This is a genomic window from Sphingomonas sp., assembly GCF_045810705.1.
In the GTDB taxonomy this organism is placed as follows: Bacteria; Pseudomonadota; Alphaproteobacteria; order Sphingomonadales; family Sphingomonadaceae; genus Sphingomicrobium.
This window is the reverse complement of record NZ_JBJMVI010000004.1, coordinates 45,575-72,246: the sequence shown is the minus strand read 5'-3', so window position 1 is coordinate 72,246 and position 26,672 is coordinate 45,575. Positions and strand designations below refer to the sequence as shown.

The window sequence follows — 26,672 nt, the reverse complement described above, 5'->3', positions numbered from 1 at the left end:
AAGCGAAAAGTATGTGCTTGTGGGCCATTTCGTTCTCCTCAAACGGCAACGGTGGCAGGCCAAGTCGGCGTCAGGACACTAGCGCGACTTGCGAGCCGGCGCGAGGCCGCGGAGGCGCTGAGCGCCTTTGCCTGACCAGACGAATTAAAGTTCGTCCACAAATGAGTTGCATTGTGGAACTGGCTTTATCGCTCCCCACTTGAGTCTGTCCTCAATGCGGAAGGACAACATCATGCGAATCCGGACTGCATCCCTGCTCGGCGCGGCCGCTCTGTCGGTCAGCGCCTGCGCTGCCTCGAACGGCGCCTATCGTCCGGGCTATGCCTATGGCTACGGGCCTCCCAATGCTTTCGGCTGCGCAGACGGCACCTACGACGGCTATGGTGTGTACGGACTCGGCTATTGCGGCTGCTATGATGGGTTCTTCTACCCCGGCTTCGGCAACTCCGTATTCGATCGGCACCACCACAGGCGCGAAATGACCAGCCGCCAACACGACTATTTCACCCGCCAGGCGGCAGCAACCGACGGCGGTCGCAGGGTCGGGCTCGGCAGCAGTGGCGGAACAATCCCGCCGGCCGTCTCCGGGCAGCAGTCCATGCCCCGGAACGGCGGCGTCGCCGCTCGTGGAGGCTCCAGTCGCGGCGGTATGCGGGGCCGATAGCTCTTCGCAGCGCAAACAGCGGTGGCGGCGTCATGTTCGCGCCGCCGCCCTGTCCGCGGGGGGTCGAAGCTGGAGCGCGATGCATTGATGCGATGGCCGGTCTGACGCGACCGCGCTAACAGGCGCTCGATGGCTAAGCTTTATTTCTACTATGCGGCGATGAACGCCGGCAAATCGACCACGCTGCTCCAGGCCGACTTCAACTATCGCGAGCGCGGCATGGAGACGATGCTGTGGACCGCGCGCCTCGACGACCGCGCCGGCGGGGGCACCATCGGCTCGCGCATCGCATTGTCGGCCCCGGCCTACAGCTATGACGAAAGCGTCGACCTGTTGCTCGCGATCACCGACGAACTGAAGCGGCGCACGCTCGACTGCATCCTTGTCGACGAGGCGCAATTCCTCACGCAACGTCACGTCCTCCAGCTGTGCGAGGTCGCCGACCGGTTCGGAATCCCCGTGCTCTGCTACGGCCTCAGGACGGACTTCCAGGCCAAGCTGTTCCCCGGCTCGGCGGCACTGCTCGCGCTGGCTGATGTGCTGATCGAATTGAAGGCGGTGTGCGAATGCGGGCGCAAGGCGACCATGAACCTGCGCGTCGATGCCGAAGGCCATGCGGTGGCCGCCGGCGCGCAGACGGAGATCGGCGGCAACGACCGCTACGTCGCTTTGTGCCGGCGCCATTTCTTCGAACGCTTGCGCGAAAGCGAAGCCCGCCAGCTCAGCCTCGACATCCCGCGTTAGCTGATGCTCCACGGCTGGATCATCCTCGACAAGCCGGTCGGCCTTGGCTCGACCCAGGCCGTTGCCGCGGTCAAGCGCATCCTGCGCGCGGCCGGCGAGCCCAGGACCAAGGTCGGCCACGGCGGCACGCTCGATCCGCTGGCGAGCGGCGTGCTGCCGATCGCGCTCGGCGAAGCGACCAAGCTCGCCGGGCGAATGCTCGACGCGACCAAGGCGTACGACTTCACGATTAGGTTCGGCACGGAGACCGACACGCTCGATGCGGAAGGGTCTGTCGTAACGACCAGCGACGTGCGCCCAATGCTCGATCAGATCGAGGCAGTGCTCCCCCCCTTCACCGGCGAAATCGAGCAGGTCCCGCCGGCTTATTCGGCGCTCAAGATCGGCGGGAAAGCGGCCTATGCCCGGACGAGAGCGGGCGAAGCGCTGGAGATGAAGGCGCGGCGCGTCACGGTCCACGAATTTTCCATTCGTCATCCCCGCGAAAGCGGGGACCCAGCCAAGGAAGAAAAAGCGGGCTCCGGCTTTCGCGCGAATGACAAGGTTGTGCACGAAATCACTCTGTCCGCCACCGTTTCCAAGGGCACCTATGTCCGCAGCCTCGCCCGCGACATCGCCCGCGCGTTGAACACGGTCGGTCACGTCACCATGTTGCGGCGGACGCGCGCCGGGCCCTTCGGCCTCGACCAAGCCATTTCACTGGACTTTCTTGAGGAAGCCGCTAAGGCGCGCGCACTGACGAGGACGGTACTTCCGCTAATCGCGGCGCTGGACGACATCCCGGCCCTCCCCGTCACTCCCGATCAGGCCCGTCTGCTCCGTCATGGTCAGATGCTGTTCGGGGTCCCCGCACCGCCGGGGCTGAGCCTTGCGACATCGGACGAGGTTCCGGTCGCTTTGGTCGAAGCCACGGCCGACGGCCTTCGGGTCGTCCGGGGGTTCAACCTTTAAGACATAAGGAGTGACCCGATGTCGATTACCGCGGAGCGCAAGGAAGCGCTGATCAAGGAGCATGCGCAAGGCAAGGGCGACACCGGTTCGCCCGAAGTCCAGGTCGCGATCCTGACCGAGCGCATCACCAATCTCACCCAGCATTTCAAGACCCATGCGAAAGATAACCATTCGCGCCGCGGCCTCCTCATGCTGGTCAACAAGCGCCGCTCGCTGCTCGATTATCTCCGCCGCGAGGACGAGGACCGCTACACCGGCCTCATCGCCAAGCTCGGCCTTCGCAAATAGCCTAAGGGCGCCGCGCGCGGCGCCCTTTGCATATCGGGGCCAACCGCAATTCGGCGGGAGGCCTTAGGGGCATAACAAGGCCCCGAACCGCTCGCAGGCCGGCTTGCCTGCCTTAGCTGTCCCCGCCGGCATCCGGCCGCCGGGACTGAAGGAAATATAATGTTCAATACCAAAACTGTCGAAATCGAGTGGGGCGGAAAAACCCTCAAGCTCGAAACGGGCCGCGTTGCCCGCCAGGCTGACGGCGCGGTCATCGCGACCCTCGGCGAAACCGTGGTGCTGTGCGCGGTCACCGCCGCCAAGTCGGTGAAGCCGGGGCAGGATTTCTTCCCCCTGACCGTCCACTACCAGGAAAAATTCTCCGCGGCCGGCCGCATCCCCGGCGGCTTCTTCAAGCGCGAGCGCGGCGCGACCGAAAAGGAAACGCTGACCAGCCGCCTGATCGACCGCCCTATCCGCCCGCTCTTCCCGCAGGGGTTCTACAACGAGATCCTCGTGATCGCGCAAGTCATGTCCTACGACGGCGAGAACGAGCCCGACATCCTGGCGATGATCGCCGCGTCGGCCGCACTGACCCTCTCGGGCGTGCCGTTCATGGGCCCGATCGGCGCCGCCCGCGTCGGCTTCTCCACTGACGGCGAATATATCCTCAACCCGACCCAAGCCGAGGTCGCCGAAGGCCGCCTTGACCTGGTCGTCGCCGGCACCCGCGACGCGGTGATGATGGTTGAATCCGAAGCCAAGGAGCTGTCCGAGGACGAGATGCTCGGCGCCGTGATGTTCGCGCATCGCGAGAGCCAAAAGGTGATCGAGGCGATCATCGACCTGGCCGAACAGGCCGCCAAGGAACCGTGGGAACTCGCCGCCAGGGGCGACAAGGCCGCGATCAAGAAGAAGCTCAAGGACCTCATAGGCAAGGACATCGAGGCCGCCTACAAGCTGACCGACAAACAGCAGCGCCAGACCGCGCTCAACCAGGCGCGCGTCAAGGCCGCCGAGGCGTTTGCCGAGGCCGATCCGCAGGACCAGCTCGCCGCGTCAAAGCTCGTCAAGAGCCTCGAGGCCGACATCGTCCGCGGCGCGATCCTCAAGGAAGGCCGCCGTATCGACGGCCGCGACACCAAGACGGTGCGCCCGATCGACATCATGGTTGGTTTCCTGCCGCGCACCCACGGCTCGGCCTTGTTCACCCGCGGCGAGACGCAGGCGATTGTCTCGACCACGCTCGGCACCAAGGAATCCGAGCAGATGATCGACGGTCTGGAGGGCCTCTCCTACCAGCGCTTCATGCTGCACTATAACTTCCCGCCCTACTCGGTCGGTGAAGTCGGGCGCTTCGGCGCTCCGTCGCGGCGCGAGACCGGCCACGGCAAGCTCGCCTGGCGCGCGCTCCGCCCGATGCTGCCGAGCGTGGAGGACTTCCCCTATACCGTCCGTGTCCTCTCCGACATCACCGAGTCCAACGGCTCGTCGTCGATGGCGACGGTGTGCGGCGGCAGCCTTGCGCTGATGGACGCCGGCGTGCCCTTGAAGCGTCCGGTGGCCGGAATCGCCATGGGCCTGATCCTCGAGGGCAAGGACTTCGCGGTGATCAGCGACATCCTCGGCGACGAGGACCATCTCGGCGACATGGACTTCAAGGTTGCGGGCACCAGCGATGGCGTCACCGCGCTGCAGATGGACATCAAGGTCGCCGGCATCACCGAGGAGATCATGAAGACCGCACTCGCCCAGGCGAAGGACGGCCGCGCGCACATCCTCGGCGAAATGGCCAAGGCGCTCGATCATAGCCGCGAAGAGCTCAGCGCCCATGCGCCGCGCATCGAGACCATGTCGATTCCCAAGGACAAGATCCGCGAAGTCATCGGTACCGGTGGCAAGGTCATCCGCGAGATCGTCGCGACGACCGGCGCCAAGGTCGACATTGACGACGAAGGAGTCATCAAGATTTCCTCGTCCGACCTGTCGCAGATCGAGGCCGCGCGCCAGTGGATCCGCGGTATCGTCGCAGAGCCCGAGCCCGGCACCGTGTACACCGGCAAGGTAGCGAGCATCGTTGATTTCGGCGCGTTCGTGACCTTCATGCCCGGCAAGGACGGGCTGGTGCACGTGTCCGAGATCAGGAACGAGCGGGTCGAGAACGTCCGCGACGTCCTCTCGGAAGGCCAAGAGGTCAAGGTCAAGCTGCTCGAGGTCGACCAGCGCGGCAAGGTCCGCTTGTCGATGCGCCTCGTCGACCAGGAAACCGGCGAGGAGCTGCCCGACACCCGTCCCCCGCGCGAACCGCGTGAAGGCGGCGACCGCGGCCCGCGCGGTGACCGTCATCGCGGCGGCGGCGGGCGTGACCGCGACCGTGGACCGCGCCGTGAAGGCGGCGGCGGACGCGGCGGCGAGCGCGATCGCGGACCGCGTGAAGATCGCGGCCCCAGAGGCGAAGGACGCGGCGAAGGACGCGGTGACCGTGGTCCCCGTCGCGAGGGCGGCGAAGGCGGCCGTGACGAAGGGCCCGCGCCCGAGTTCGCCCCGGCGTTCCTCACCGGCGACGACGCGGATTGATCCGGTTCTCGGCGTAGGCCGGGGCGCAGTCCGCTAATACGACAAGGGCCCCGCAAGCGATTGCGGGGCCTTTTTGTAATTGCTCAGTGCACCGCTTTTTGACTGATCCGGTGGTCGAGCCACGCGGCCGCGATCGAGCGGAGCTTGTCGCGCGCATCCAGCATCTGAGCCGAATCGCCGCGGGCGACCGCGGCTTCGAGAAAATGGAGTTGCAGCGAGATGCCTTCGGCCTGCTCGATCAACCGCCGCGGTGCCGACGCCGCATAAAGATCGTCGATGACCGAGTGGATGGTCGCCTTGGCGCCTGGGGGCGCGACATTGGCGACCAGGACTTGGTCGAGCACTTGATAGACCGCCACATGAATGTTCGATGAGTACGCCATCAAACCTCTCCTCACGGTCTATGAATTGAAGGAAGATGGTTAACAAACCCTAAGCTGCTCGCTGAGCTTCCTCGGGGAGCGGCCCGGGGCCGTCGTGTTATCCGCAATCAACCTCGACGATCTGGTTCGACCCTGCGTCATACACGATTGTGAGTCGCTTCGGCTTCGTCGCTCCGCGCGCGCTGCCTTGTGTCACCACGCGATAATCGCCGTTAACGGACCGCGCCTCCTCAAGGCTTTTGCCGACGAGATAGCCGTAATATTTCGCGTCGCATGTCGCGAGACCCTGGCCGGCCGCAGCCACCGCATTGCGCGCCGCCGCGGTCCCTGCGCCGCCGAGCGCTGCCAATCCAACACCGCATATCATCAGCTTGAACATCACGTCTCCCTCCGCTTTCAGGCCGGCGAGACTCGTCGGCTGGAGAGAGTTCATCACATCGGCGCCGCCAAACTTAGCGCATGTCGACCGGCGGCGTGAGCTTCTCGGCGAAGCGGCCGCGGCATCGACGAGTGGGCGCCGGGCGAAGACCAATGCGAGCGAGACGAACGTCGTCCCGCAAAAAAAGGGTGCCCGGCCCTTTCGAACCGGACACCCTCCTTACCGCGCTTTGCCTATTTGCCTTGCGGGCAATCGGGGCAAGAACCCGTGCAGTCGACCATCGCCTTTGCGACCGCCGGAGCCGCGGCGATTGCAGCCGTGCTCGCGGACAGCAGCACGATGGCTGCGAGGAATTTCCTCATAATACTCTCCGTTGTTTGGATTGAATGAAAAGTCTCGTTTCACACCGCTCGCGGAGGCGGCGGATCGAGACCCGGGTCGATCCCGGACAGCGGCTGGAGACCGGCCTGCGCCGGCGCCAAGTGCGGCAGCGCCCGCGGGGCAATCCGCGCCAGCGGCGGAAGCACCGCGCAGCAGGTCGCACACATCTCGTCGGCGAGGCTCATTGGCCCGTGGCGATGCGAGGGCGCCATCGCGTGCCCGCAGACATCTTCATGCGCCTGGGTGGCTGCCGGCGGCCCGAACGGCGGCGCCGCGAGCGACGCGCCGGTCCAGCCGAGCGCGGTCAGCAGACCCAGCGCGGCGAGCAGCACGAGCAGCGAACGCGGGACCTTCGCCATGCGGCCGGTTCTACGCGCGTTGCGCTGTACGCGCCATCCTGAGCGAAAATGTTGGCACGCTGCGGCTTGCCACTCTGTCATTTGGGCCTGAAGAGCATGCACCAACCTGACGGACTGATTGACCCGTTCACGAAGTTACATCCGGAAGGAGCCTGGAAGTAGGCGCAGGCAGCACAATGCGCCGGCCCCCGCGGGCTCGGCTGATAATTCACCGTTTCCTTTGCGACTTTGGCGGTCGCGGCTTTCGCTGCGGATCCAAAACCGACGATTCCGCTTGCCGCGAGGGCGCTGGCGTTCAGGAAGACGCGCCTTGAAAGGCGCGCACTCAAAATGCGATCCATGTGAACAGCCTCAATGCATTGTTGTCGTTAGCGTTGGCGCCCGCGCCGTCGAAGTTGTGCCGGGCGCCGTTGAACTTGCCGTAGAGTGTGTACTGAACGCCAACCCTGGCATTGACGAGCGGGCCCAGCCGCCCTTTGCCGTCGGGCCAGAATGTATAGTCTACCTGCCCCATCAAGCCGTTGCTGTCGGGAAGGCCGTCCCCGTCGAAGACGTTGGTGTTGCGCGAGCCGTAAATGTCGAAGGCGGAGAGTGTTAGGCCGAGCCGGTCGTGGAGCGTGTAGCGCGCGGCGGCGCGCAGTTCGTTCAGCCGGTACCGGCCCCCTTCCGGATCATTGCTCTCGCCGATCAATCCCAGCGCAGAGCTCGCCCGGAGGTTCGCGCGCTCATGCTCATAGCGGAAATTGGCCGAGAAGATGTCCGAACCAAACCCCTTCTGCCACGACAGATCGAGACCCAGGTCCGCGTACTGGTCCGTCAGGCCGCTCGAGCGGTCACGGCCGGGGATGAGCGCAGTCTTCAAGGCGCTTCCGCCGACCTCAAAGGTCCCGCCGCCGACCTTGCTCTGCCAGGCGACGCGTCCGTACGGCGCGACGCCATGGATCGATCCGGGATCGAAGGGATCGGCCCCCAGCCAGTTCAGCGCGCCCCGCGACGGCGAAGTGTAACCTCCGGCTTCGACGTAGACCTTGTGACTGATCCAGCCATAGGCGGTCATGCCCAAGACGTTTTGCGCCAGCGCTCCATCGATAAGCGGCGACGCCGCCGGAGTAGGCGAGACTCCGGTGTCGGTGAACGGGAATCGCCAGGCGGGGAGCGTGTTCCAGGCATCCTGAACGGTCGGGCTGTTGTTGACGGACACGCCGAGGATTGAATCCTCGCCGAAGATCTTCGCCTTGGTCACGGCTCTGAGATCGACGTTGTCCCACGACCAATGCCGGGCAACACCGTCGTAGGTGACTTGAGCGAAGCCGCCAAAATGCTGGCCCAAGCCGCCCGCCACGAACAGGCTGGCCTGGTCGAGCACAACATTGTCGTTTCGGTTGAGGTGCTCGCCCGGCGGATTCTGGTCCTTGCTCGTGTGCGTCACCGACGCAATCGCCATCGCTGCCAAAGGAACCGAGCCGTGCGCACGTAATGTGTAGCCGCCAAGCTTGAACTCCCTACCAAAGGGGGTGAGCTCGGGTCCGAAGCCGCCGACATGGCACGCCTTGCACGGCTGTCCGGTCTGCTGTGCGAATGCGGGGACGGCTCGTGCCGCGCGGGTCATCAGGAGCGTAGCCGTTCCGATCAGCGCAAGACCGGCCAGCCAGAATACGCCCACGATCTTTGCCGTCCGCGCGTCGCATAGGGGCGCGATCGGCCGGTTGGGCGTTGTACCCAAGGCCATTTCCTTCAAGCGATGTTTGGGAGCGGTAGGCTGGCCCGCCAAAGGGAAGCGGGCCAGCCCTCTAGCCGCGGACTAGATAAGATCAGAGTGGTCGCGCGCAAGCGACATCGTACTGCGACACACTCGTTGTATTCTTGGAGTTCTGCGGTTGCTCCCCCGCATACTTGGAACCCGCAACTCCACCCGGGTCTTCATTGAACGCCGATCCCGGCGAAGTGGTCGCGTGTCCCGGGAATGATCCTTCGCCACTCGTCACCAGATCGACGCAGTCCTGGCTTGGCTGCCCAGCCGTGATTGGACGATTGGTTGGACTGGCGTTCGTGCCACCGTTGCCGCCGGGCGCGGCTGACGCGACGCTCGGCGCGACTGCAAGTGCGACGGCGCCGATCATGAGAATCGTGGCTTTCATCGTTCGGAGCTCCTTTTAATGGTGCTCACCGAGGCCGGGTCGCGCGCGTGGGGGCTGAACAGTCATCGCGATCCGGCTCTCGGTGGCTTTGGTAAGTGCCGGGAAAGGAGCGACCGGTTCATTCCGGTGCCGTGGGTCTCGCCTACAGGGTGGTGCTGATGCCGAGGATCAGCGCGGTGTGGCTATGTCCCCGGGAAGCATAGAAGTCGCTGGGTCGACTGCGCGTGGTGACCGCCATATGGAGCGTGACCGTGCCGAAGCTGCGGGCGATTCCAGCGCGGGCATCTACCTGGGGTCGCAGGCTTCCTTGATAATCCTCTGCCCCCAGCGGCACCAGCAACCCGACTTCGCCTTCTGCGAATAGCCGCCTCGACAAGTCGACATGACCGTTGAGCTCGAGATGCGTCGTCCAGCGCGCGGATCCGAGATAGTCGGGAGAGACTGAGATTCGCGCGCCGACGAGCTTGCCTGCGAGCCCCGCATAGACCTCGGTATATGACAGGCCGGAGGCTAGCCCCGAGTAGCGCGAATAACGCGAATGAATGGCGCCGACGTCGATCGTGAGACCGGACCGTAGGCGTCGGGCATAGCCGCCGTTCACCGATGCCCCGAGCAACTTCAACCCCTCGCCGCGACCTGCGACGACGCTCCCCGACGCCGCCGCATACAAGCCGTTGTGAGCGTCATACGACAGATCCAGAGTTCCGACCGGCCGACCGTCGCTGAGCGAGACCCCGCGAAACCGCTCGTCGCTGAAGGCAGAGACGACCGCCCCGACCCGCGCTTGCGCCGACGATGCAACCGCGCTCGCGACGAGGAACGCGATCAGCGCGCGGGCGCCAAAGCGCCTACCGTTCGCCCCTCGCGGCCGCCGACCGACTCGGGTTGCAAGTGCACTCACACGGACCCATCGCTCGAACCAAGGTCGCGCAAGCGTCGATCGCCCCGCCCCCTCGAGATACAAAGACAACGGGCGCCGCGCGGCGCCGCTCGCGCATCAGTGCGATGAGACCGCTGACATGAGCTGCGGCGAACGAGCTCCCGTTGACGAGAATCCATCGACCTCCTGGCTCAGTGGTTGGCACATCGCGGCCCGGGGCGAGATAAACTTCGCCGTGCGGCCCGGCCACTGGCGCATCCGCGACGGCAATAACGCCGGGAACCGATGCCGGGAACCCGCCGTCGGATCGCTTGGAGTCGAACGCCGCAACGATGGCCGTGCCGTGAGCATAAGCGATTTTCAGGATCTCTCGCAGCAGCCTGGCATCGGGGCCACTGAGGCTGAGGTTGATGACATCAGCCCGGTTCTCGACCGCAAAATAGAGGGCCTTGGCAAGGCTGAGCGTGTCGCATGCCGTCGACGCGCGGCTTTGCCAGCAGGCGCGGAGGCCGAGCAGCTTCGTGCCGGGGGCCACTCCGACGATGCCGATGCGATTATTGCCCTTGGCGGCGATGATTCCGGCGACTGCTGTACCGTGTTGTTCAGCGACGAGCGGCCGTCCGAAAACGAAGTTGCGATTGACCACTATCTGGCCGGCAAGGTCCGGGTGGCGCTCGTCGATGCCGCTGTCGACGACCGCGACGCGGGTGCCGCGGCCGTCCGCTAGCCGGTGCAGGTCGGCCAGCCGCCATTGTGCGGTCACAGGCTCAGTTGCAAACCGGGGATCGTTGGGCGACGATTCGGGGGCAGCGCCGCGCGATGTGTACAGCTCGACGGGCTCGGCCCAGGAGACGTCGGCATCGTGGGAGACTAGCTCGGCCACGGCGCTGGTCGGCCGGCCGTCAGGCACGAGCATCACGAAACAGTCGACGCCAACCATCGGCATTGGCCATTCCTCGACCAAGGTCAGGCCATACTTGTGAGCAATGCCGCGCGAGACTCGGTCACGGGCGCTGCGCGCAAGTTCGTCGCCATAGCTACCGCCGTAAGCGCCATTGGCGCGATAGTGGTCGGGCGAATGAGGAATCATGACCAGGATCTGGCGATCCGTCGACGCGGTCCGGCGATCCGCCGCGATAGCCGGCGCGAACCAGCTCGCCGCGACGGCCGCCAGCACCAACGCGATGAGCCGCCAAAGTCGGCTCCGTGTCACGACGCGGCTCCGTCGATCGGCTGCGCCATCTGAATATTGTCGTCGGACTGCAGCTTGGCGAGCGCTCTCTGGCGTTGTTGCGGCGCGACGTGAAGGAGATAGGCATCGGCGGTCGTAGGCCCGTCGACGATCGAGGCTCCCGCCGACTTGAGCGTGCCGCGAACGTCTTCGATCGTTGCATCAGCGCGGAACATGACGATGATGTTGGCCGATACCGGGACGGGAGCCGAACCCAGCGTGTGATAGGCCGGCCTGCTCAGCGAAAGCAGCACGGCGCCCGAGGCGATGACGAAGGCGAGCTGGGCCGCGGCGAGTCCAGCCACGGCCGGACGCGTGATCAAGGCCCAGAATTCCGCCAGCCGACCCGCCCGCCTTTGGCGCTTCGCGATCGGTGCCTGGACGCGCTCTCGCAGCCGCGCCCAGCCGGACTCGATCTCGGGAGACATGGCCTGGAACTCGTCGATCAACTGACGCTCCAGAGCGAGCTGCTGGCGACAAGAGGCGCAGGACGAGAGATGTTTCTCAACCCGTGATCGGTCCGCGTCGTCGAGTTGGCCGTTGGCGTACCACGGGAGCAGCTCTTCGGCCTCGGCATGAGGCTCGCGCTCGAACAGGTTTGGGCCAGCCATCGTCCTAGATCCAGTCTGCGAGACTGCCGGACATCGCCTTCTGGAGGCGGCGCCGGGCGTGGAACATGCGCGTCTTCACGGTGTCGACCGGGCAATCGACAATCTCTGCAATCTCGCGATAGCCCATGCCATGGAAATAGGTGAGGTCGACGACGGCGCGATGGTCGGACGACAATTGGTTCATCGCCTGTATCAGCGCGTCGCGAAGCCGTTGCTGTTGAAATTTCTCGTCCGGCCCCGGATCCGTGCTGACGCGTGTGTCGAACTCCGGATCCTCGATCGGGTCGGGCCATCGTATCCTGGCCTTTTGCGCCTTGCGGTAGGCAATGGCAAAGATCCAGGTCGAAGGCTTGCTCGACCCCCTGAAGCTTCCTGCCGATTTCCACACCACCATCATCGTATCGTCCAGCACTTCCTCGATCAGTTGGGGACGCTTGAGGAGCGTGGTCAAAAACCTGGTCAGGCGCGGCTGATAGATTCGATACAGCCTCTCAAACGCCCTCAGGTCCCCGCTCGCAATGTGCGCAAGCAGCTCCCTCTCGTCCGGAGTGGGCGATCGTGCTGTCTCGGCCCGGGGCCTCTTCAAGATCCCTGACCAACTCACTTCCGGACATTCCCCACAAGCATAGGTGCCTCCAGGTCCCGGAAAGGTTCATCAGCCGCGCAGCTACGTTAGCGCGGTTGGTTTCGGGATGAAACCAAATTGACCGCCCATCCCGTTGTTCCGCTTCTGCCAATGCTCGCCTTCGACCCAAAGCGGACATTAGCGACCTGCCACTGGTTTGACGTCCGTTGCGGTCAATGTTTGCTGCTGTATCACTAATCGAATTCGCCTGCTCGGAGGGTAGTTCGGTGAACATTGTCAACGATCGACCGCGCGCAGCGACGATCCCGAGTCCCATGATCGGCCACCCCTCAAAGGCGCGGTTGCTGCTGTTTGCGTTCGGCGACTTCGCCTTCAACCTTTTTTGGCAGAGCATCATGCTCTTCCTGCTGTTCTATTATACCGACGCGCTGAGCATCCCGATCGGAGTTGCGGCGACCACCTACATGGTGGCGTCGGTTTGGGACGGAATCGCCAATTTGCTGGCAGGGATCCTGGTCGACCGCCGCCACGACAGCTTCCGCTACGGGGCATTGCTCGCCGCGGGCGGGGTGCCGCTCGGGCTAAGCTTCGTGCTCGCCTATTTCCCGCCGCTTGGGTCCGGCGGCTGGGCGGTGGCCAGCATCTTCGGTGCCCACCTGTTGTTCCGCACCTTCTATGCCGCGGTGAATGTCCCCTATCTCGCGATGACCGCGCGGATCAGTGCCGATCCCGGCGATCGGGCATTCATCGCGGGGACTCGGATGATGTTCGGGACCGCGGCCTCGGTCGTCGTCGCTTTGTCGACCGTGCCGCTCGGCCGCCGGCTGATGGGAGCGAGCGCGGCGAATGCCTATTTCGGCGCGGCCATGCTGTTCGCCTGCGTCGGCGCCGCGATCCTGATCGTCGTCGGCCTGACCTATCGCGAGTTCGCGCCGCCGAAACGCCCCTTGCCACCGAGTCTTGGGGCAGCACTGCTGAGCCTCGTGCGCAATCGCGCGTTCCTCGCCTTGAATGCCGCGATGATGGCGATGATCGTAGCGGTGACCGTGCTCAGCAAGGCGGTGCTCTATTATTTCAAATATCTTCTCGACGATCCTGACGCGGGACAGCTGGCGCTTGCCTCCATGGGGCTGGTGAGCGGAATCGCGATCCCGTTGTGGATGCTGCTCGGCCGACATCTTGGCCTCAGAGCCTTGTGGCTCGTTGCCGCCGGCCTGGCGATGATCGGGCTCGTCTTCTTCACGCTTGGCAACTTCGATGGAACGCGGGCAATGCAGCTGTTCTTGGTCGGCATGCAGGCGGCGATCGTCGGCCTGCATTTCGTCTTCTGGGCGATGCTTCCCAATACGATCGAATATGGCGAGCAGGCGACGGGCGTGCGCGTCGAAGGCACCGTCTTCGGAGTTGCCGCGCTCCTGCAGCGGGTCGCGATCGGGATCGCCACCGCGATTCTCGGGTGGAGCTTCGCGTCAGCCGGCTATGTTGCCAACATCCACCAGAGCGCGGCGACGCTGGCGGCGATGCGTGCAACGGTAGCGCTGGTACCCCTCGGCTTCCTCGCGCTGTCCTGCGCGGCGATGATCCTGAACCCGCTGGGGCGTCGTTCGAGACCGGCCTTCGACGCGCTCAGTCCGTCCTCCGGATGAGGCGAGCGGCTAGGCGGTCAGCTGGAAGATGCCGTGGACGCCCTCGGCCTCGGCCGAAGGCGCGATCCACACATCGAACGTGCCGGGCTCCACCTTCAGGCGATTGTCGCGGCCGTAGAAACTGAGGTCGCTTGCCCGCAAGGTGAAGCGCACGACCTGCGACTGGCCGGGCACGAGCGAGATTTTGCGGAACGCCTTAAGCTCGCGGACCGGACGAGTGACGCTCGCCACCCGGTCGTGGGTATAGAGCTGGACGACTTCCTCGGCGCCGCGGGTTCCGCGGTTGGTGACCGTCGCCGTCACCTCAATCGTACCGTTCATCGACATCGTCGGGCCGCTCTGGCTGAAGCCCGAATATCCGATCTTGCCGTACGTGAGGCCATGACCGAACGGGTAGAGCGCGCTATTCGGGATGCCCCTGAAATGCGCTTTGTAAGGCTGCAGCTCGCCCGGCGGATTCGGGCGGCCGGTGCTTTTGTGCGCATAATAATATGGTTCTTGGCCGGAGCGGCGCGGGAAGCTTGCGGGTAGCCGGCCCGATGGGCTGTACGCACCGAACAGGACGTCGGCGATTGAGTTGCCCGTCTCGGTACCGAGAAACCAGGTCGCGAGGATCGCCTGCGCATTCGCAACGGCACCCTCCAGGGCCAGTGCGCGGCCGTGCTTGAGCACGACAACGACCGGCTTGCCGACGGCCGCAATGGCTTCGGCGAGTTGCTGCTGCGGCTCGGGCACTACGATCTCGGTCCGCGATTGCGCCTCACCGGACATGCCGGCGCCTTCGCCAATGGCGAGCACGACCACGTCGGCCTGACGCGCGGCGTCGACCGCCTGCTCGATCCCGCCGGCGAGCGGCTCATCGACGCCCGAGCCCTGGACAACAGTCAGCCGACTCTTGTCAGCTAGCGCGGCTCGCATGCCGCTCGCGAGGTCGACCGCCTTCGCATCGTCGCCGTAGACCACCCACGGACCGACGAGGTCATGCGGCCCGGCGGCGAACGGACCGATCAGCGCGATCCGCTTGCCCGAGCGCGGCAGCGGCAGCAGATCGCCATCGTTTTTCAACAGCACGATCGCCTTGCGCCCAGCCTCGCGCGCGAGCGCACGGGTGGCGGGCAACATCGAGCGGGCGCTCTCGCGCCTGACATCGATTCGGCGGAATGGGTCGTCGAACAGGCCGAGCATCGCTTTCGCCGCAAGCACTCGGCGGACCGACTGGTCGAGCTCGGCTTGCGGGATTTCGCCGCCGCGCACCAGTTCGGGCAGATGCTGGCGGTAGAGACCGCTCTGCATGCTCATGTCGACGCCGGCGAGAAACGCGAGGCGCGCCGCGTCGCGCCCGTCTTTCGCAAAACCGGCGGCGATCATTTCCTCGTCGCCGGTATAGTCGGACACGACCAAGCCCTGGAAACCCCATTCGGCGCGAAGCAGGTCGGTAATCAGCCAGTGATTGCCCGTCGACGGCACGCCGTTGATCTCATTGAACGACGCCATGGCCGACAGCGCGCCCGCGTCGAATCCAGCCTTGTAAGGCTGCAAATATACTTCGCGCAGCCGCGCCTCCGACATGTCGACCGTGTTGTAATCGAGGCCAGATTCAGCCGCGCCATAAGCGGCGAAATGCTTGATGCAGGCGAGCATGTGTTCGGTCGACTTAAGGTCGCCACCCTGGAAGCCTTGTACGCGCGCGGCGGCAAACAGGCGCCCGAGCAGCACGTCCTCGCCGCTGCCCTCGAGCCCGCGGCCCCAGCGCTGGTCCCGAGCCACGTCGACCATCGGCGAAAAGGTCCAGTCGATGCCCGATCCCGCCGCTTCGAACGCCGCGGCCTCGGCGGTACGGCGGGCAAGGTCCGGCTCGAAGCTTGCAACCTCCGCGAGCGGGACGGGAAAGATGGTGCGGTGGCCGTGGATGACGTCGGCGGCGAAGATCAGCGGAATCTTCATCCGCGATTCTCTGACCGCGGCCGCCTGGAGGATCCGGGCGGCGGTCGCGCCATTGCCGTTGAACACGCCGGTCAACTGCCCACGGCGCGCTTCCTCGACCTGCTGCTGGAAATTTGCACCGCCGCTCGCCGGGTTGAGCGAGAGCGCCGCGCTGCCGCCCCAGGCCGATGCCATAAGGCTAAGCTGCCCGGCCTTCTCCTCGAGCGTCATCCGCGCGATCAGTTGATCGATAAAAGCCGGGGCACCGAGCCGTCCGGCGGCTTCGAGCAACGCGCGGGCCGGGCTTGCGAGCCACGCTGTCACCGCGCCGGCGCCGATCAGCGCTGCCCGCCGGGAAATGTGCGTGTCCAGCATGAACTTCCCCTCCGCTCAGTCACGTCCCGGAGCAAGAGCTGCCGCGCTCGGGCCGAAACATTCGTCTGCTTGACGAACTGTGTAACCGGTTACATGACCCACTGCCCCGCCATTTGCAATGTGTGCCGCGCGTGACTTATGCTCGAACTGCGGCCGATAAGGAGCCGATGACCCCCGCGACGATCCGCGATGTTGCCAGGCGCGCGCAATTGTCCGTGGCGACGGTGTCGCGCGCGCTCAACGGCTTCGAGAATGTGAGCGAGGACGCGCGCGAGCGCATCAAGTCCGCAGTCAAGGAGCTCGGCTATGTGCCGCACGCCGGCGCGCGCAGCCTCAGCCTGGCTCGAACCAATGCGATCGGCGTCGTCCTGCCCGCGCTCCACGGCGAATTCTTCTCCGAGATCGTGCGCGGCATGGATCGGGTGGCGAGCGACCGCGGCTATTTCCTTTTGCTCTCGAACATGCACCCCGAAAGCCCCGGCGGCGGAACGGCGGTCCTCCGGGCGCTGCGCGGCCGCGTCGACGGGCTGTTGCTGATGGCGCCGCATGTCGAGGATCATGAGCTGGTCGAGGCGCTTCCGGCCGGGCTGCCGACCCTGCTGATCAACACGCGCGGGCAGCCGGCCGGCTGGCCCGGAATCCACCTCGACAATGCGGCCGGAGCAAAGGCGGTCGCCGAGCATATCTTGGCGCTCGGGCGGCAGCGGATCGTGCACATTGCCGGTCCCGCTGGGAATATCGACGCGCAGGAGCGCGCGGAAGCGTTCCGCAAGAGCATCGCCGCGACAGGGGCCGCGGAGCTGACGACCGTTCCAGGCGACTTCCTCGAAGAGTCGGGCGAGCGCGCGGTGAATGACCTGTTGGCGAAAGGAAAAGAGTTCGACGCGGTCTTCGCAGCCAACGACAATATGGCAATCGGCGCAATGTCCGCGCTTCGCCGTGCGGGTGTAAGCGTGTCGGACGAGGTCGCCGTGGCCGGGTTCGACGACATCCCACTCGCCAATCACATGGGACTGACGACCGTCAGCGTCCGGATCGCCGAGCTTGGCGAGCGCGCGCTGGAGCGGCTGATCGGAATCCTCGGCGGCAGGGACGACGGCCGCGACGAATTGCATGCCCCCGAGCTCGTCGTGCGCTCCAGCACGGACCCGGGCGCCGGCGCCTGATGCTGCTCGACCGGCGCGCTGTCCTCGAAGGTTCGTCGCTGCTGCTCGCCGGCGCTGCACTGCCGTGGCCCGCGCTTGCGTCGCGCCGACGACTGCCGGATTTCTATGACGAGATCGAGCAGCGCACCTTCCGCTTCTTCTGGGAAACGGCGAACCCAAAGAACGGCTTGGTTCCGGATCGCTGGCCCACACCGAGCTTTTCAAGCATCTCCGCGGTCGGATTCGCCCTTCCTGCTTATGCGATCGGGGCGGAGCGCGGCTGGTGCACGCGGGCGGCGGCGCGCGATCGGACCCTGACGACGCTGCGCTTCCTGTGGAACGCGCCGCAAGGGCCGGCGCGGGCTGGCACCAGCGGATATGCCGGTTTCTTCTACCATTTCCTCGATATGGATACGGGGCTGCGTTACCGCGACGTCGAGCTTTCGAGCGTCGATACGGCCATATTGCTCATGGGCGCGCTGTTCGTCGGCCAGTACTTCGACCATGACGATGCCCGCGAACGCGAGATCCGGGAATTGTCGCAGAAGATTTACGCGCGCGTAGACTGGAATCATTTCCGTGCCGATGGCCGTGCCGGGATCGCGATGGGCTGGCATCCCGAGCAAGGGCTGATCGATCGCGACTGGAGTGGAATGAACGAGGGCATGTTCATCTACATCCTCGCGCTCGGCGCTCCCGTGCATCACGTCCCGGCGAACAGCTGGGACGCCTGGACGGCATCCTACGGCCCCTTCTGGCGCGGCGAAGGTGCGACCCGCCGACTCGCCTTCGCGCCACTGTTCGGTCACCAGTACAGCCAGATGTGGATCGACTTTCGCGGCATCCGCGATGCGGTGATGCGGCAGGCGGGTTTCGATTATTTCGAGAACAGCCGGCGCGAGACTTACGCCAACCGCGCCTATTGCAGTTCCAATCCGATGGGGTGGCGAGGCTATTCGCGTAACCTCTGGGGCTTAAGCGCGTGCGACGGCCCCGGCAATCTCGAGCTACCCTACAAGGGGCAGAAGCGGACCTTTTTCGGCTACGCCGCGCGGGGGCCGATCGATGAACCCGACGGCCGCGACGACGGGACGATCGCGCCAACCGCAGCTCTCGGGTCGCTCCCTTTCGCACCCGAGATCGTCATCCCCTGCGCCGCTACGCTGATGAGACAGCCGGGACTGTTCGACCGCTACGGCTTCAAGGACAGCTTCAATCCCAGCTTCAACTACGAGGGTGTGAGGCTGGAGACGGGCTCGGTCGACCCCCCGCACGGCTGGCTGGCCAAAGATTATCTCGGCATCGACCAAGGCCCAATCCTGCTACAGGCGGCGAATTACCGCGACGAGTTCATCTGGCGATACATGCGCCGCGTGCCCGCGGTCCGTCGCGGACTGACGCTCGCCGGGTTCAGCGGCGGCTGGCTGGCTGGCGGACGGGCACAACGCGGCTGAGTTTCGAGACGCCGCTTTCGTTGAACGCTTCGAGGGCGAACCAGTAAGGCACGCCTGCGTTCAGCGAACGAAGTTCCTTGGTCAGCGACGATCCGGTGCCGAGCTCGTCGGCCCACAGTTGGTGTGTCAGGGTCAACCGATCCGGCCTGATCCCGAAGCGAACATTGTAGCCGAGCGCGCCCGGGACCCTCGCCCATCGAACCGTGGCATCGCGTTGGTCGGGATGACGCACAGCGGCCAGTCCGGTTGGAGTAGCGGGCGGTGGTCCGTCGGCATTGCCGAAGATCCTAATCTCGCTGATTGCGAGAGTGGCCGCGCCAACGTGGCCGTGAACGTAACGGACGAACCGCGCCCGTACGGGTGAACCAAGCTCGAAATAGGCGTTGGAGCGGTCGCGACGCGGTGGCTCGGTGCGCGCGATCTCCTGCCAGTGCCGGCCGTCGCTCGAAGCCTGCAACTCAAACTCGGTGTAGATATCCGGCGCGTCGGCGAAGCGGCCGGATTGGTAGTCCGCGAAGCTGACCTGCACCGCGCGGACAGTGTCGACCCTACCGAGATCGAGCGCCAACGTCTCGCCCGGCCGGTTCGCCGCGGCGACCCAGAAGGTGCGTGGGTCTTCGTCGGTCACGGCAGCCGTTCCGAAGCCAGCGCGCGTCGAGGAAGCCGCGACGGGCTTACGGTAAGACAGCAGCATCCAGCCGGTGAACAGCGTATCGGGATCGTCGAATTTCGTTTTCGGCACGAAGTGCGGGAAATCGCCGAACCGCGTCGACACCGCCATCTGTCCGTCGGGGTAGAATTTCGCCGGGTGCATTACGATCCGGCGCTCCATGCCCCAATTGTAGCCGATCCAACTCGTTCCTGTGTTCCACCAATTCCCGGAATTGTCGCGGAAGGTCGAACCGTGACCGGCACCCTCGGCAAAACCGCCTGGCCGGTAAGCAACCGGATTGTACGGCGCGTAGGTGAACGGCCCGAGCGGCTTGTCCGACGTGTAGAGGCCGTTGGCGTAGACGTTGAACTCCGTCCCAGGCGCTCCGTACTGCAGATAATAGGTGCGTCCGACCTTCGTCATCCAAGCGCCTTCCATGTAGGAAGGACTTGGCTTGCCTGGCTGCCAGCAGGCGCAATGGTCCTGCCCGAAGCGCTCCCAGCCGTGCACGTCCGGATGAAGCGAGAGCATCGGCGCCGCGTGTGTCTGGTAGATGAGCTTGCCGGAATCGAATGCGATCTTCTGGCCGTACATCGGGAACACGTTCGACGAGCCCCAATAGAGATACCATTGGTCGTCATCGTCCTTGAACAAGGCCGGGTCCCAGGGTCCGGGCGGCACTTCGCCCGGCTTCATCAGCGCCGGGTCCTTGTTCACCGAGCCCGGGAGTTCGGACATGCGCCGAACCCAGAAGTCGAGCTTGCCGCTGTCGGGATCCGTCGTCGACAGGATCGAACCCGGTTCCATCATCGACGGCTCGATGACCACCCGCGCCCCGTCGGACCAGACCGCAGGCGCGACAATGCTCTGCATCGGCCAGCGCGACGGCGTGACGAATTGCCAATCGATCAGGTTGGTCGACCGCCAGTAGCCGTCGGCCAGCGTCATGAAGAGATAATAGGTCCCGTGATGATTGACGACCGCCGGGTCCGCCCCGGTGCGGTAGGACGCGCCGACGTTGATCTGTTCGAAATTGTAGCGGTAGTCGACATCGACCGGATTGGCGTAGGTACGGCGTTCGGCCGCTGCCGTGGTTGAAAGTAATACGGTACCTGCAAGGATAGCACCCAGGTTACGCATAGTACCTCCTCATCAATCCCCGCGGACGAACAGGTTGGCGGTGAGCCGGCCCTCGCGCGGGTCGGAGCTGAACGACATGCCGGGCGGGATGACGCCCGAATGCAGCAGTCCGCCCTGGTAGATGAGCAAGCGGTCGGGCACGGCTTCAACTGAGGTGATCTGCTCGAAGAATTGGTCCGACCCCGAGACATAGCCGGACTCGGCTGGAAGCAGCCGTGCCTCGCGTTCGGCGGCCGTAACGAAGCGCGCAATATTAGCCTCCGTCACGCGCTCGATGCCGGTCGAACGCTGCCGGTAGAATGCCGTTCCGCTCCCCGCGGGAACACGCAGATAGTGCAGCAACGCATAGTGTTTCGGGTCGGTCGAATCGAAGTGCGGTGCGCGTTGGGGACGCGAGAGATCCGATGGAGCGGTCGTCACCATCGAAAAGCTTGCCTCGATGAGGGAGAAACCCTCAACGTCGAACGCGCCGGCGATGAACTGCGCGGCCTCGCGGCAGAGCCGCTCGACATAATCGTTGGCGGCCCCGTCGGCTGGCTCGATCAGGCGGCGCAGACCCGGATAATAATTGTTCTTGAGCGCTGGGAACGGCGCGAGCGTCTCGGCAAGGCCGAGGATCTCGCCCAGCCGTCCAGTGAACTCGTCGATTACGACGACCGGGCTCTGCTCTCTGCCGATGCGGCGAAGCTCAGGCTTCAAGTGAGGCTCCAACACAAAAGGAGGGAGACGATTTCGTCCCCCTCCCCGATGCGTGCAAGCCTGGTCAGAACTTGTAGTGGAGACCCGCCTGGAATTGGCGGGCATTGTTGGAGAGTTCGCTGTCCTCGGTCCGTGGGGGGTTCGCGCCGCCGCCAGCACCCCACTCGGAGTAGCTGCGATTGAGCCAGTTGAAGACGTTGAACGCCTCGAAGTCGGCGGTAAGCTCGTGACCCCAGGGCATCTTGAACGTCTTGGCGATCCGCAGGTCGAGCCGCTTGTAGCCGATGTCCTGCTTGGGCCAGTACACGCCCCCGAGATTCGCGTAGCAGCCGGCGTCGGGCGGAATTGGGACATTGCAATTGATGTGACCGAATGATGGCCCTGACGTAAGAGTCAGGGTTCCTGACAGGATGAAACCGTATGGCGCCCGCCAGTTGGCGGATGTCACCGACTGCCACTTCGGAACGCCTGCGACATTGTTCCAACCGTACGTGCCGAAACCCGGTTCGTTCCAACTCTCATCTTCGAAGAGATTGAATGCGATGGTGCTTCGGGCCCGCTGCAAAGTCACGGCCTCGGTGAACCCCCAGATACTTTGGTCGGTGAACGGCTTTTCGATCTGCAGATAGAGCGCGTCGAGCCGGGCTTTCCCGTCATTCTCTCCGCGATCGAGCCGGCCTGAGCGGCCTGTCAGCTGGCCGTTGACCGCCGGGCAGTTGGGAAAATTCGCCGGCGGACTGTTGTAATCGCTAATGAACTGGTCGCCGCCGTTGGTGCAGCCAATGATCGCACCGGCCGAATTGGTGACCGGGAACCGGGTATACCAACCGTTCGCAAAAAAGTTCGCACGAACGAACATGAACAGGTTGCGCGATTCAATGTGCGCGTAGGTAAGCGACGTCTGGATAGACCCGAAGCGCTTGCGAACCCCGATGTCGAACTGGTCCGAATAGGGCATCTTCGTCTTGTTCGGCAGAACCCACACGGGACCTCCCTGGCCACTCGCCAACGCGGCGGCAATCGGACGAAGATTGTTCGGATCGAGCAGCGCCGGCGTGAAGTTAACGCAGTTTGCGGGCGGTCCGCCCGGCCGGCCCGCAAATGCCTGGCAGAACGTCACATTCTGGATCTTGCTTGAGTTCGTCAGACTTTCAATGACGCCCTCGATAAACAGCGGCCGATCGTAGTAACGGCCGGCACCGCCGAACAAGACGAGGTCACGATCCCCGTGCACGTCGTAGGAAATGCCCAACCGCGGCTGGAACTCATCCCACACGGGATGACGATTGTGCCCGTTGGAGATGTAGTCTTCGGGGTTGATGCCTCGCGCTGCCCAACCCGGATACGCGCGAAGCGCTGCTGCGATGTCGGGCGGTGTCACATAATCCTTGTCGTTGGGATTGCTTTCGAAATCCCAGCGCAGGCCTGCGTTGATTGTCCAGTGAATGTCGGGCTTCCACTCGTCCTGAACGTAGAGCCCGACCTGCGTGTCCTTGCCGCTAATCGCCTGCGACGGCTGGAGGTTGATCTGTGCACCATAAGGGATGTTCGTGTTGGGATCGAACGTACCGGTCGGACCCGGATTGAAATAATAATAGCGGCCATTGAAGGCGTTGTTCACGGTTCGCGACAAATCGTAGAACGTAACCTGCGCGCCGGCCTTGAAGGTGTGAGCACCGTGGCGGAGTGTCGCATCGTCCTTGACGATCCACGCTTTTTGGATGTCACCCTGCGTAAAGAAGTGCGAACCGGTTGCGGCCCGTACGGAGAAATCAGGATTCAGATAGCCGCCGGAAGTACCGACAGTTGCGCCGCAATTCGTGGCCTGAAAAGCTGGCGGCGTATTTGCAAGACAGACCGCCTGGCTCGAGAAAGGCTGCGAAAGATTGAATTCCGGCCCACTGCCCAAAGTCGGAGTTGACTGCGTCGCCTTGTCGTAGGCGATGTTCACAAAGTTCAAGAAATTGCCGGCGCTGTGCTTCCATTGCAGCTGATACCGGTTCTGATGGGTCAGAAGCGTCCGGGCGTGGCTGGACGTGGCATTGGAATCGATGTCGGCGAGGTTGTTCTCGCGACGGATGAAGCCTTCGAGGTTCACGGTATCGTCGGGCGTCGCGAACCAGGTCAGCTTGCCGAAATATAGGCCCTGCTTGAAAGTCTTCGCGTGCGAGATGTTGATTTGTGAGGCGAGACTTGAGGGGATTCCCTGAACGCTCCCTGTCACACTTGGCAGGCTCTCGCTGGTGCCTTCGCCGGCCACATAGAAGGTAAGCTTGCCTGGAATGATCGGTCCGCCGAGATCGCCGCCGAATTGCCAGCGCTTATAATCGGGCTTGGGAACGTGCCTCAACTTGTCGAAGTGCGGCTGTTCGATGAAGCCCTTCGGCTGGTATTCAACGAAGGCCGAACCGTGGAACTCGTTGCCGCCGGTCTTGGTGATCGCGGTCAAAAGGGCTGACGCAGCCTGACCGGTTTCGGCCCCGAAATTCTGGGTCTGGACCTGATATTCCTGGATGGCGACTTGGGGGAAGGGGTTTCCGATGCCGAAGTTTTGACCGAGCGCGCCGCCGTGATTGATCGGATTCTTGAAGCTCATCCCGTCAATCAGAATGTTGGCGTTCGACGGGCTGAGAGCGCCGGCCTGAAGCTGCTGGGAGCCGCTGGGCGAAACCAGTTGGACGCCCGGCGCCAGCGCCGCGAAGCTGAGGAAATTTCGCGTGTTCTGCGGTAGGTTCTCAATCTGCGCGGTCGTGATGTTGGTTGCGACGGTTTGCGTCTGGACGGGTTGCGCCGTGCGGCGGCCGGTGACGACGATGCCGCCGGCGGCACGCGCCGCGGCAAAATCAACCGTTATCGCCTGGCCAACGCCGACTTGGGCCGTCTGCGCTGCCTTGCCTGCTACCGTCACGTTGTAGGTCGACGGGCGCAATCCGATGATTTCGTAATCGCCCTGCTGGTTGACCGTTCCGACCCCACGCTGCCCGGTGTTGGTGTCGACTGCGATGACCTGCGTGCCGACTGCCGCGCCGTCCACGTGACCTTGGATCGTCCCGTACTCCGCCTGGGCATAGGCAGGCGTCGCTACGCCGAGAGCCGCCGCGATGGCGATGACGGAAATGCCAGACGCAAGCTGGCGCTTGTTGAAAGTCGTGCTCACACGTGTCCCCTCGTCCATTTCCGGTCATGTAACCGGTTACACATACAGCTCGGCCATTTGGCTCGTTGGGACGGGATGAAACTCTTTCACGTCCCTCAAGTCAATTGCAGCTCGAGGCGACTCTCTGCGGGTTTCGCCACCGCTGTGGCTTTCCGGTCACGAAACGGTAACAGCCTCAGCCGGTCGTTTCGCCACGCTCATAGCGAAGGGTGAAACTGACCTGCGGTTGGGCACCAGGTTGCGCTGCCGCCTTTGGCGCCTCGGTGCTTGCCGGGAGGTTGCGCACGAATTCGCCATGATCAGGCATTTTCGATGCGACATCCTCAATGACTTCTGCGACGTCATTCAAGAAGCCAAGCAGTTCCTCATCCGCGACGAATTCCGTCACCGGATCGGGCCGCATCTCGAACCCCTGCCCCAGAAGCACCTGGACCCAGCTCTCCTCGGCGAACAGTTCCTGGGCATTATGCTTGAAGAAGCGACCGGACGAACGGAACAGTTCGAAGCGGTCGTTGAGCGTGTCGGGAACCTCCATCGTGCGGACATGGTCCCAGAACGGATCGCCGGTTCGGCGCGTGACCTTGTAGTGGGCGACGATAAAGTCGCGCACGTCCTCATATTCGGTGCGCGCTTGAAGATTGTATTCGTCAATATCGACGGCTGAAAAACCCGTGCCCGGAAACATCGCCAGCAGCCGGTGAATCCCGGTCTGGATCAGATGGATGCTGGTCGATTCGAGGGGTTCGAGGAACCCGGACGAGAGTCCGATCGCAACGACATTCTTGTCCCAGCTCTTTAGGCGGCGGCCCGGCCTGAACCGTACCGGCCTTGGATCGGCAAGCGCTTCGCCGTCGAGGGTGGCGAGCAATGTCCCGGCCACCTCCTCGTCGCTGATCAGCTCGGACGCATAGACGTAGCCGTTGCCGATCCGGTGCTGGAGCGGGATACGCCATTGCCACCCCGCCTTGCGCGCCGTCGAGCGCGTATAGGGTGTCAGCGGCTCGACGCTGGCGCAGGGCACCGCCTGGGCGCGGTCGCACAGCAGCCATTGGTTCCAGTCCTCGTAGCCGATGCCGAGCGCCTCGCCGATCAGCAGAGCCCGCATCCCTGAGCAATCGACGAACAAGTCGCCATCGACCTCGCGGCCATCGCTAAGGCGGACCTTTTCGACAAAGCCGGTTTCGGTATGCTGGACCGTTTCGACGATGCGGCCCTCGATCCGATCGACGCCGCGGGCCTCGCTCTCGCCGCGCAAGAACCGCGCCACGAGCGACGCGTCGAAATGATAGGCATAATCGATATCGCCGAGCGGCGAGTTGGGATTGCGGTTGTCCGGAAAGGCGAACCTGTTCTTGAGCGACGCGACGCAGCACAGCGAATAATCGTCGAATGGCCTGACCGATTGGGGCTGGCGCTCGCGCGCAGCGAGCCACAGCTGATGCGCGTGAAGCCACAACATGTCGCGGCCGATCTTGCCGAAGCCGTGAATATATTTCTCGCCCGGAGCACCCCAGTCGACGAACTGGATGCCGAGCTTGAAGGTCGCCTTGCTCTCGCTGATCAACTTGAGGGGATCGACACCGGCGAGCGCCAGCAAATTGCGGATGTGGGGAATGGTCGCTTCGCCCACTCCGATTGTCCCGATCTCCTCCGACTCGATGAGCCGGATCTCGACCTTACTCAGCCATTGTGAGAGGACCGCGGCGGTCATCCAGCCGGCGGTGCCCCCGCCTACGATCGTCACCTTCCGTATCGGCTGTTCGGCGCCCGCCAATCATTCCTCCAAGCCCGGAAACGGCCCCTGCCATTACAGCGACTCGGTCCATCGGCACATGCTTGAGCAATGCTGACGACAGCAGCCAGCCCAATCGTGTTAGTTCACCACGACCCGCACCGGACCCGCGATTCCCCCTGACTGTCGAAAGACGGGAGACGCGCATGTGCGGCGCGCCTCCCTTTAAGAACTACTCGCCGTCGGCGGACTTGAGATTGCACGCCTTCATCTTGCCGCGCTGGTCCTGCTCGACATCGTAGGTCACGCGCTGGTTCTCGCGCAGCGTGCTCATGCCCGAGCGCTCGACGTCGGAGATGTGGACGAACGCGTCGGCTCCGCCGCCCTCGGGCTGAATGAAACCGAAACCTTTGGATTCGTTGAAAAACTTGACTGTGCCTGTGGGCATTTGACGATTTCCTTGTCATGTTGGATCCGAGTGCCGGGTCCGAATTGCTAAGAGCAGCGACAGACAAGGAAAATGGAGCCGCAAAGCGCCAGTGCCCGTCCATTAGCGACCGATAGCGGCCTGCGCGTAGCGCAATCGCGCTCCTAACCA

23 protein-coding genes are annotated in these 26,672 nt (G+C 64.1%); 8 read left to right on the top strand and 15 right to left on the bottom strand.

Annotated features, from left to right (window positions below; genetic code table 11):
* Positions 1-232: 232 nt before the first annotated feature.
* The 5 genes from ACJ8FR_RS02410 to pnp all read left to right on the top strand — a co-directional run bounded on the left by ACJ8FR_RS02410 (position 233) and on the right by pnp (position 5,203).
* The gene (locus tag ACJ8FR_RS02410) at positions 233-664 is read left to right on the top strand and encodes a hypothetical protein (RefSeq protein WP_407827009.1); all 432 of its coding nucleotides are present in this window, start codon (positions 233-235) and stop codon (positions 662-664) included.
* 129 nt (positions 665-793) lie between these two features.
* On the top strand, positions 794-1,408 hold the full coding sequence (locus ACJ8FR_RS02405) for a thymidine kinase (protein ID WP_407827008.1): 615 nt from the start codon (positions 794-796) through the stop codon (positions 1,406-1,408).
* 3 nt (positions 1,409-1,411) lie between these two features.
* On the top strand, positions 1,412-2,359 hold the full coding sequence (truB, locus tag ACJ8FR_RS02400; RefSeq protein ID WP_407827007.1) for a tRNA pseudouridine(55) synthase TruB: 948 nt from the start codon (positions 1,412-1,414) through the stop codon (positions 2,357-2,359).
* Between the two features lie 18 nt (positions 2,360-2,377).
* A complete protein-coding gene (rpsO, locus tag ACJ8FR_RS02395; RefSeq protein WP_407827006.1) occupies positions 2,378-2,647 on the top strand; it encodes a 30S ribosomal protein S15 in 270 nt (89 codons plus the stop codon).
* A gap of 159 nt (positions 2,648-2,806) precedes the next feature.
* Complete coding sequence (pnp, locus tag ACJ8FR_RS02390; protein WP_407827005.1) at positions 2,807-5,203, top strand: polyribonucleotide nucleotidyltransferase; 2,397 nt, start codon at positions 2,807-2,809, stop codon at positions 5,201-5,203.
* An 83-nt stretch (positions 5,204-5,286) separates the two neighbouring features.
* On the opposite strand, the gene ACJ8FR_RS02385 is transcribed toward pnp, so the two are convergent.
* The 9 genes from ACJ8FR_RS02385 to ACJ8FR_RS02345 all read right to left on the bottom strand — a co-directional run bounded on the left by ACJ8FR_RS02385 (position 5,287) and on the right by ACJ8FR_RS02345 (position 12,016).
* Positions 5,287-5,586, bottom strand: coding sequence for a hypothetical protein (locus ACJ8FR_RS02385; protein ID WP_407827004.1), 300 nt, complete (start codon positions 5,584-5,586; stop codon positions 5,287-5,289).
* Between the two features lie 97 nt (positions 5,587-5,683).
* A complete protein-coding gene (locus ACJ8FR_RS02380) occupies positions 5,684-6,019 on the bottom strand; it encodes a hypothetical protein (protein ID WP_407827003.1) in 336 nt (111 codons plus the stop codon).
* A 179-nt stretch (positions 6,020-6,198) separates the two neighbouring features.
* Complete coding sequence (locus tag ACJ8FR_RS02375) at positions 6,199-6,327, bottom strand: hypothetical protein (protein ID WP_407827002.1); 129 nt, start codon at positions 6,325-6,327, stop codon at positions 6,199-6,201.
* Between the two features lie 39 nt (positions 6,328-6,366).
* Positions 6,367-6,705, bottom strand: coding sequence for a hypothetical protein (locus tag ACJ8FR_RS02370; protein WP_407827001.1), 339 nt, complete (start codon positions 6,703-6,705; stop codon positions 6,367-6,369).
* 325 nt (positions 6,706-7,030) lie between these two features.
* Complete coding sequence (locus tag ACJ8FR_RS02365; protein WP_407827000.1) at positions 7,031-8,428, bottom strand: hypothetical protein; 1,398 nt, start codon at positions 8,426-8,428, stop codon at positions 7,031-7,033.
* A 557-nt stretch (positions 8,429-8,985) separates the two neighbouring features.
* On the bottom strand, positions 8,986-9,744 hold the full coding sequence (locus ACJ8FR_RS02360; RefSeq protein WP_407826999.1) for a TorF family putative porin: 759 nt from the start codon (positions 9,742-9,744) through the stop codon (positions 8,986-8,988).
* Positions 9,692-10,936 carry a S8 family peptidase gene (locus ACJ8FR_RS02355; RefSeq protein ID WP_407826998.1) on the bottom strand — a complete coding sequence of 415 codons (1,245 nt, stop codon included), beginning with the start codon at positions 10,934-10,936 and terminating at the stop codon, positions 9,692-9,694. The genes ACJ8FR_RS02360 and ACJ8FR_RS02355 overlap by 53 nt, the downstream gene beginning before the upstream one ends.
* Positions 10,933-11,565 (bottom strand): anti-sigma factor family protein, encoded by a 633-nt coding sequence (locus ACJ8FR_RS02350; protein ID WP_407826997.1) that lies wholly within the window; start codon positions 11,563-11,565, stop codon positions 10,933-10,935. Before ACJ8FR_RS02350 ends, ACJ8FR_RS02355 begins: the two co-directional genes overlap by 4 nt.
* 4 nt (positions 11,566-11,569) lie before the next feature.
* Positions 11,570-12,016, bottom strand: a complete 447-nt coding sequence (locus ACJ8FR_RS02345; protein ID WP_407826996.1) for an RNA polymerase sigma factor — start codon at positions 12,014-12,016, stop codon at positions 11,570-11,572.
* Between the two features lie 449 nt (positions 12,017-12,465).
* On the opposite strand from ACJ8FR_RS02345, the gene ACJ8FR_RS02340 reads away from it, so the two are divergent.
* Complete coding sequence (locus tag ACJ8FR_RS02340) at positions 12,466-13,797, top strand: MFS transporter (protein ID WP_407826995.1); 1,332 nt, start codon at positions 12,466-12,468, stop codon at positions 13,795-13,797.
* Between the two features lie 9 nt (positions 13,798-13,806).
* On the opposite strand, the gene ACJ8FR_RS02335 is transcribed toward ACJ8FR_RS02340, so the two are convergent.
* A complete protein-coding gene (locus ACJ8FR_RS02335; RefSeq protein ID WP_407826994.1) occupies positions 13,807-16,095 on the bottom strand; it encodes a glycoside hydrolase family 3 N-terminal domain-containing protein in 2,289 nt (762 codons plus the stop codon).
* A gap of 167 nt (positions 16,096-16,262) precedes the next feature.
* On the opposite strand from ACJ8FR_RS02335, the gene ACJ8FR_RS02330 reads away from it, so the two are divergent.
* Both ACJ8FR_RS02330 and ACJ8FR_RS02325 read left to right on the top strand, forming a co-directional pair.
* On the top strand, positions 16,263-17,261 hold the full coding sequence (locus ACJ8FR_RS02330; protein ID WP_407826993.1) for a LacI family DNA-binding transcriptional regulator: 999 nt from the start codon (positions 16,263-16,265) through the stop codon (positions 17,259-17,261).
* Positions 17,261-18,694 (top strand): glucoamylase family protein, encoded by a 1,434-nt coding sequence (locus tag ACJ8FR_RS02325; protein WP_407826992.1) that lies wholly within the window; start codon positions 17,261-17,263, stop codon positions 18,692-18,694. Before ACJ8FR_RS02330 ends, ACJ8FR_RS02325 begins: the two co-directional genes overlap by 1 nt.
* Here ACJ8FR_RS02325 and ACJ8FR_RS02320 read toward each other — a convergent pair.
* The 5 genes from ACJ8FR_RS02320 to ACJ8FR_RS02300 form a co-directional block, all read right to left on the bottom strand.
* Positions 18,651-20,486: a family 43 glycosylhydrolase gene (locus ACJ8FR_RS02320; RefSeq protein ID WP_407826991.1), complete on the bottom strand. Its 1,836-nt coding sequence runs from the start codon at positions 20,484-20,486 to the stop codon at positions 18,651-18,653. The two genes, ACJ8FR_RS02325 and ACJ8FR_RS02320, sit on opposite strands and share 44 nt — an antisense overlap.
* Positions 20,487-20,498: 12 nt before the next feature.
* Entirely contained in the window at positions 20,499-21,185 is a 687-nt protein-coding gene (locus ACJ8FR_RS02315) for a DUF6445 family protein (protein WP_407826990.1), read from the bottom strand.
* Between the two features lie 64 nt (positions 21,186-21,249).
* A complete protein-coding gene (locus ACJ8FR_RS02310; RefSeq protein WP_407826989.1) occupies positions 21,250-24,342 on the bottom strand; it encodes a TonB-dependent receptor domain-containing protein in 3,093 nt (1,030 codons plus the stop codon).
* A 175-nt stretch (positions 24,343-24,517) separates the two neighbouring features.
* Positions 24,518-26,116: a tryptophan halogenase family protein gene (locus tag ACJ8FR_RS02305; RefSeq protein ID WP_407826988.1), complete on the bottom strand. Its 1,599-nt coding sequence runs from the start codon at positions 26,114-26,116 to the stop codon at positions 24,518-24,520.
* 190 nt (positions 26,117-26,306) lie between these two features.
* Positions 26,307-26,522 (bottom strand): cold-shock protein, encoded by a 216-nt coding sequence (locus tag ACJ8FR_RS02300; RefSeq protein ID WP_407826987.1) that lies wholly within the window; start codon positions 26,520-26,522, stop codon positions 26,307-26,309.
* Between the last annotated feature and the right edge of the window lie 150 nt (positions 26,523-26,672).

Excerpts from the sequence above, each read along its gene's own strand:
- ACJ8FR_RS02410 (WP_407827009.1), top strand. The coding sequence starts at position 233 with ATGCGAATCCGGACTGCATCCCTGCTCGGCGCGGCCGCTCTGTCGGTC.
- ACJ8FR_RS02405 (WP_407827008.1), top strand. The coding sequence starts at position 794 with ATGGCTAAGCTTTATTTCTACTATGCGGCGATGAACGCCGGCAAATCG.
- truB (WP_407827007.1), top strand. The coding sequence starts at position 1,412 with ATGCTCCACGGCTGGATCATCCTCGACAAGCCGGTCGGCCTTGGCTCG.
- rpsO (WP_407827006.1), top strand. The coding sequence starts at position 2,378 with ATGTCGATTACCGCGGAGCGCAAGGAAGCGCTGATCAAGGAGCATGCG.
- pnp (WP_407827005.1), top strand. The coding sequence starts at position 2,807 with ATGTTCAATACCAAAACTGTCGAAATCGAGTGGGGCGGAAAAACCCTC.
- ACJ8FR_RS02385 (WP_407827004.1), bottom strand. The coding sequence starts at position 5,586 with ATGGCGTACTCATCGAACATTCATGTGGCGGTCTATCAAGTGCTCGAC.
- ACJ8FR_RS02380 (WP_407827003.1), bottom strand. The coding sequence starts at position 6,019 with ATGAACTCTCTCCAGCCGACGAGTCTCGCCGGCCTGAAAGCGGAGGGA.
- ACJ8FR_RS02375 (WP_407827002.1), bottom strand. The coding sequence starts at position 6,327 with ATGAGGAAATTCCTCGCAGCCATCGTGCTGCTGTCCGCGAGCACGGCT.
- ACJ8FR_RS02370 (WP_407827001.1), bottom strand. The coding sequence starts at position 6,705 with ATGGCGAAGGTCCCGCGTTCGCTGCTCGTGCTGCTCGCCGCGCTGGGT.
- ACJ8FR_RS02350 (WP_407826997.1), bottom strand. The coding sequence starts at position 11,565 with ATGGCTGGCCCAAACCTGTTCGAGCGCGAGCCTCATGCCGAGGCCGAA.
- ACJ8FR_RS02340 (WP_407826995.1), top strand. The coding sequence starts at position 12,466 with ATGATCGGCCACCCCTCAAAGGCGCGGTTGCTGCTGTTTGCGTTCGGC.
- ACJ8FR_RS02335 (WP_407826994.1), bottom strand. The coding sequence starts at position 16,095 with ATGCTGGACACGCACATTTCCCGGCGGGCAGCGCTGATCGGCGCCGGC.
- ACJ8FR_RS02330 (WP_407826993.1), top strand. The coding sequence starts at position 16,263 with ATGACCCCCGCGACGATCCGCGATGTTGCCAGGCGCGCGCAATTGTCC.
- ACJ8FR_RS02325 (WP_407826992.1), top strand. The coding sequence starts at position 17,261 with ATGCTGCTCGACCGGCGCGCTGTCCTCGAAGGTTCGTCGCTGCTGCTC.
- ACJ8FR_RS02320 (WP_407826991.1), bottom strand. The coding sequence starts at position 20,486 with ATGCGTAACCTGGGTGCTATCCTTGCAGGTACCGTATTACTTTCAACC.
- ACJ8FR_RS02300 (WP_407826987.1), bottom strand. The coding sequence starts at position 26,522 with ATGCCCACAGGCACAGTCAAGTTTTTCAACGAATCCAAAGGTTTCGGT.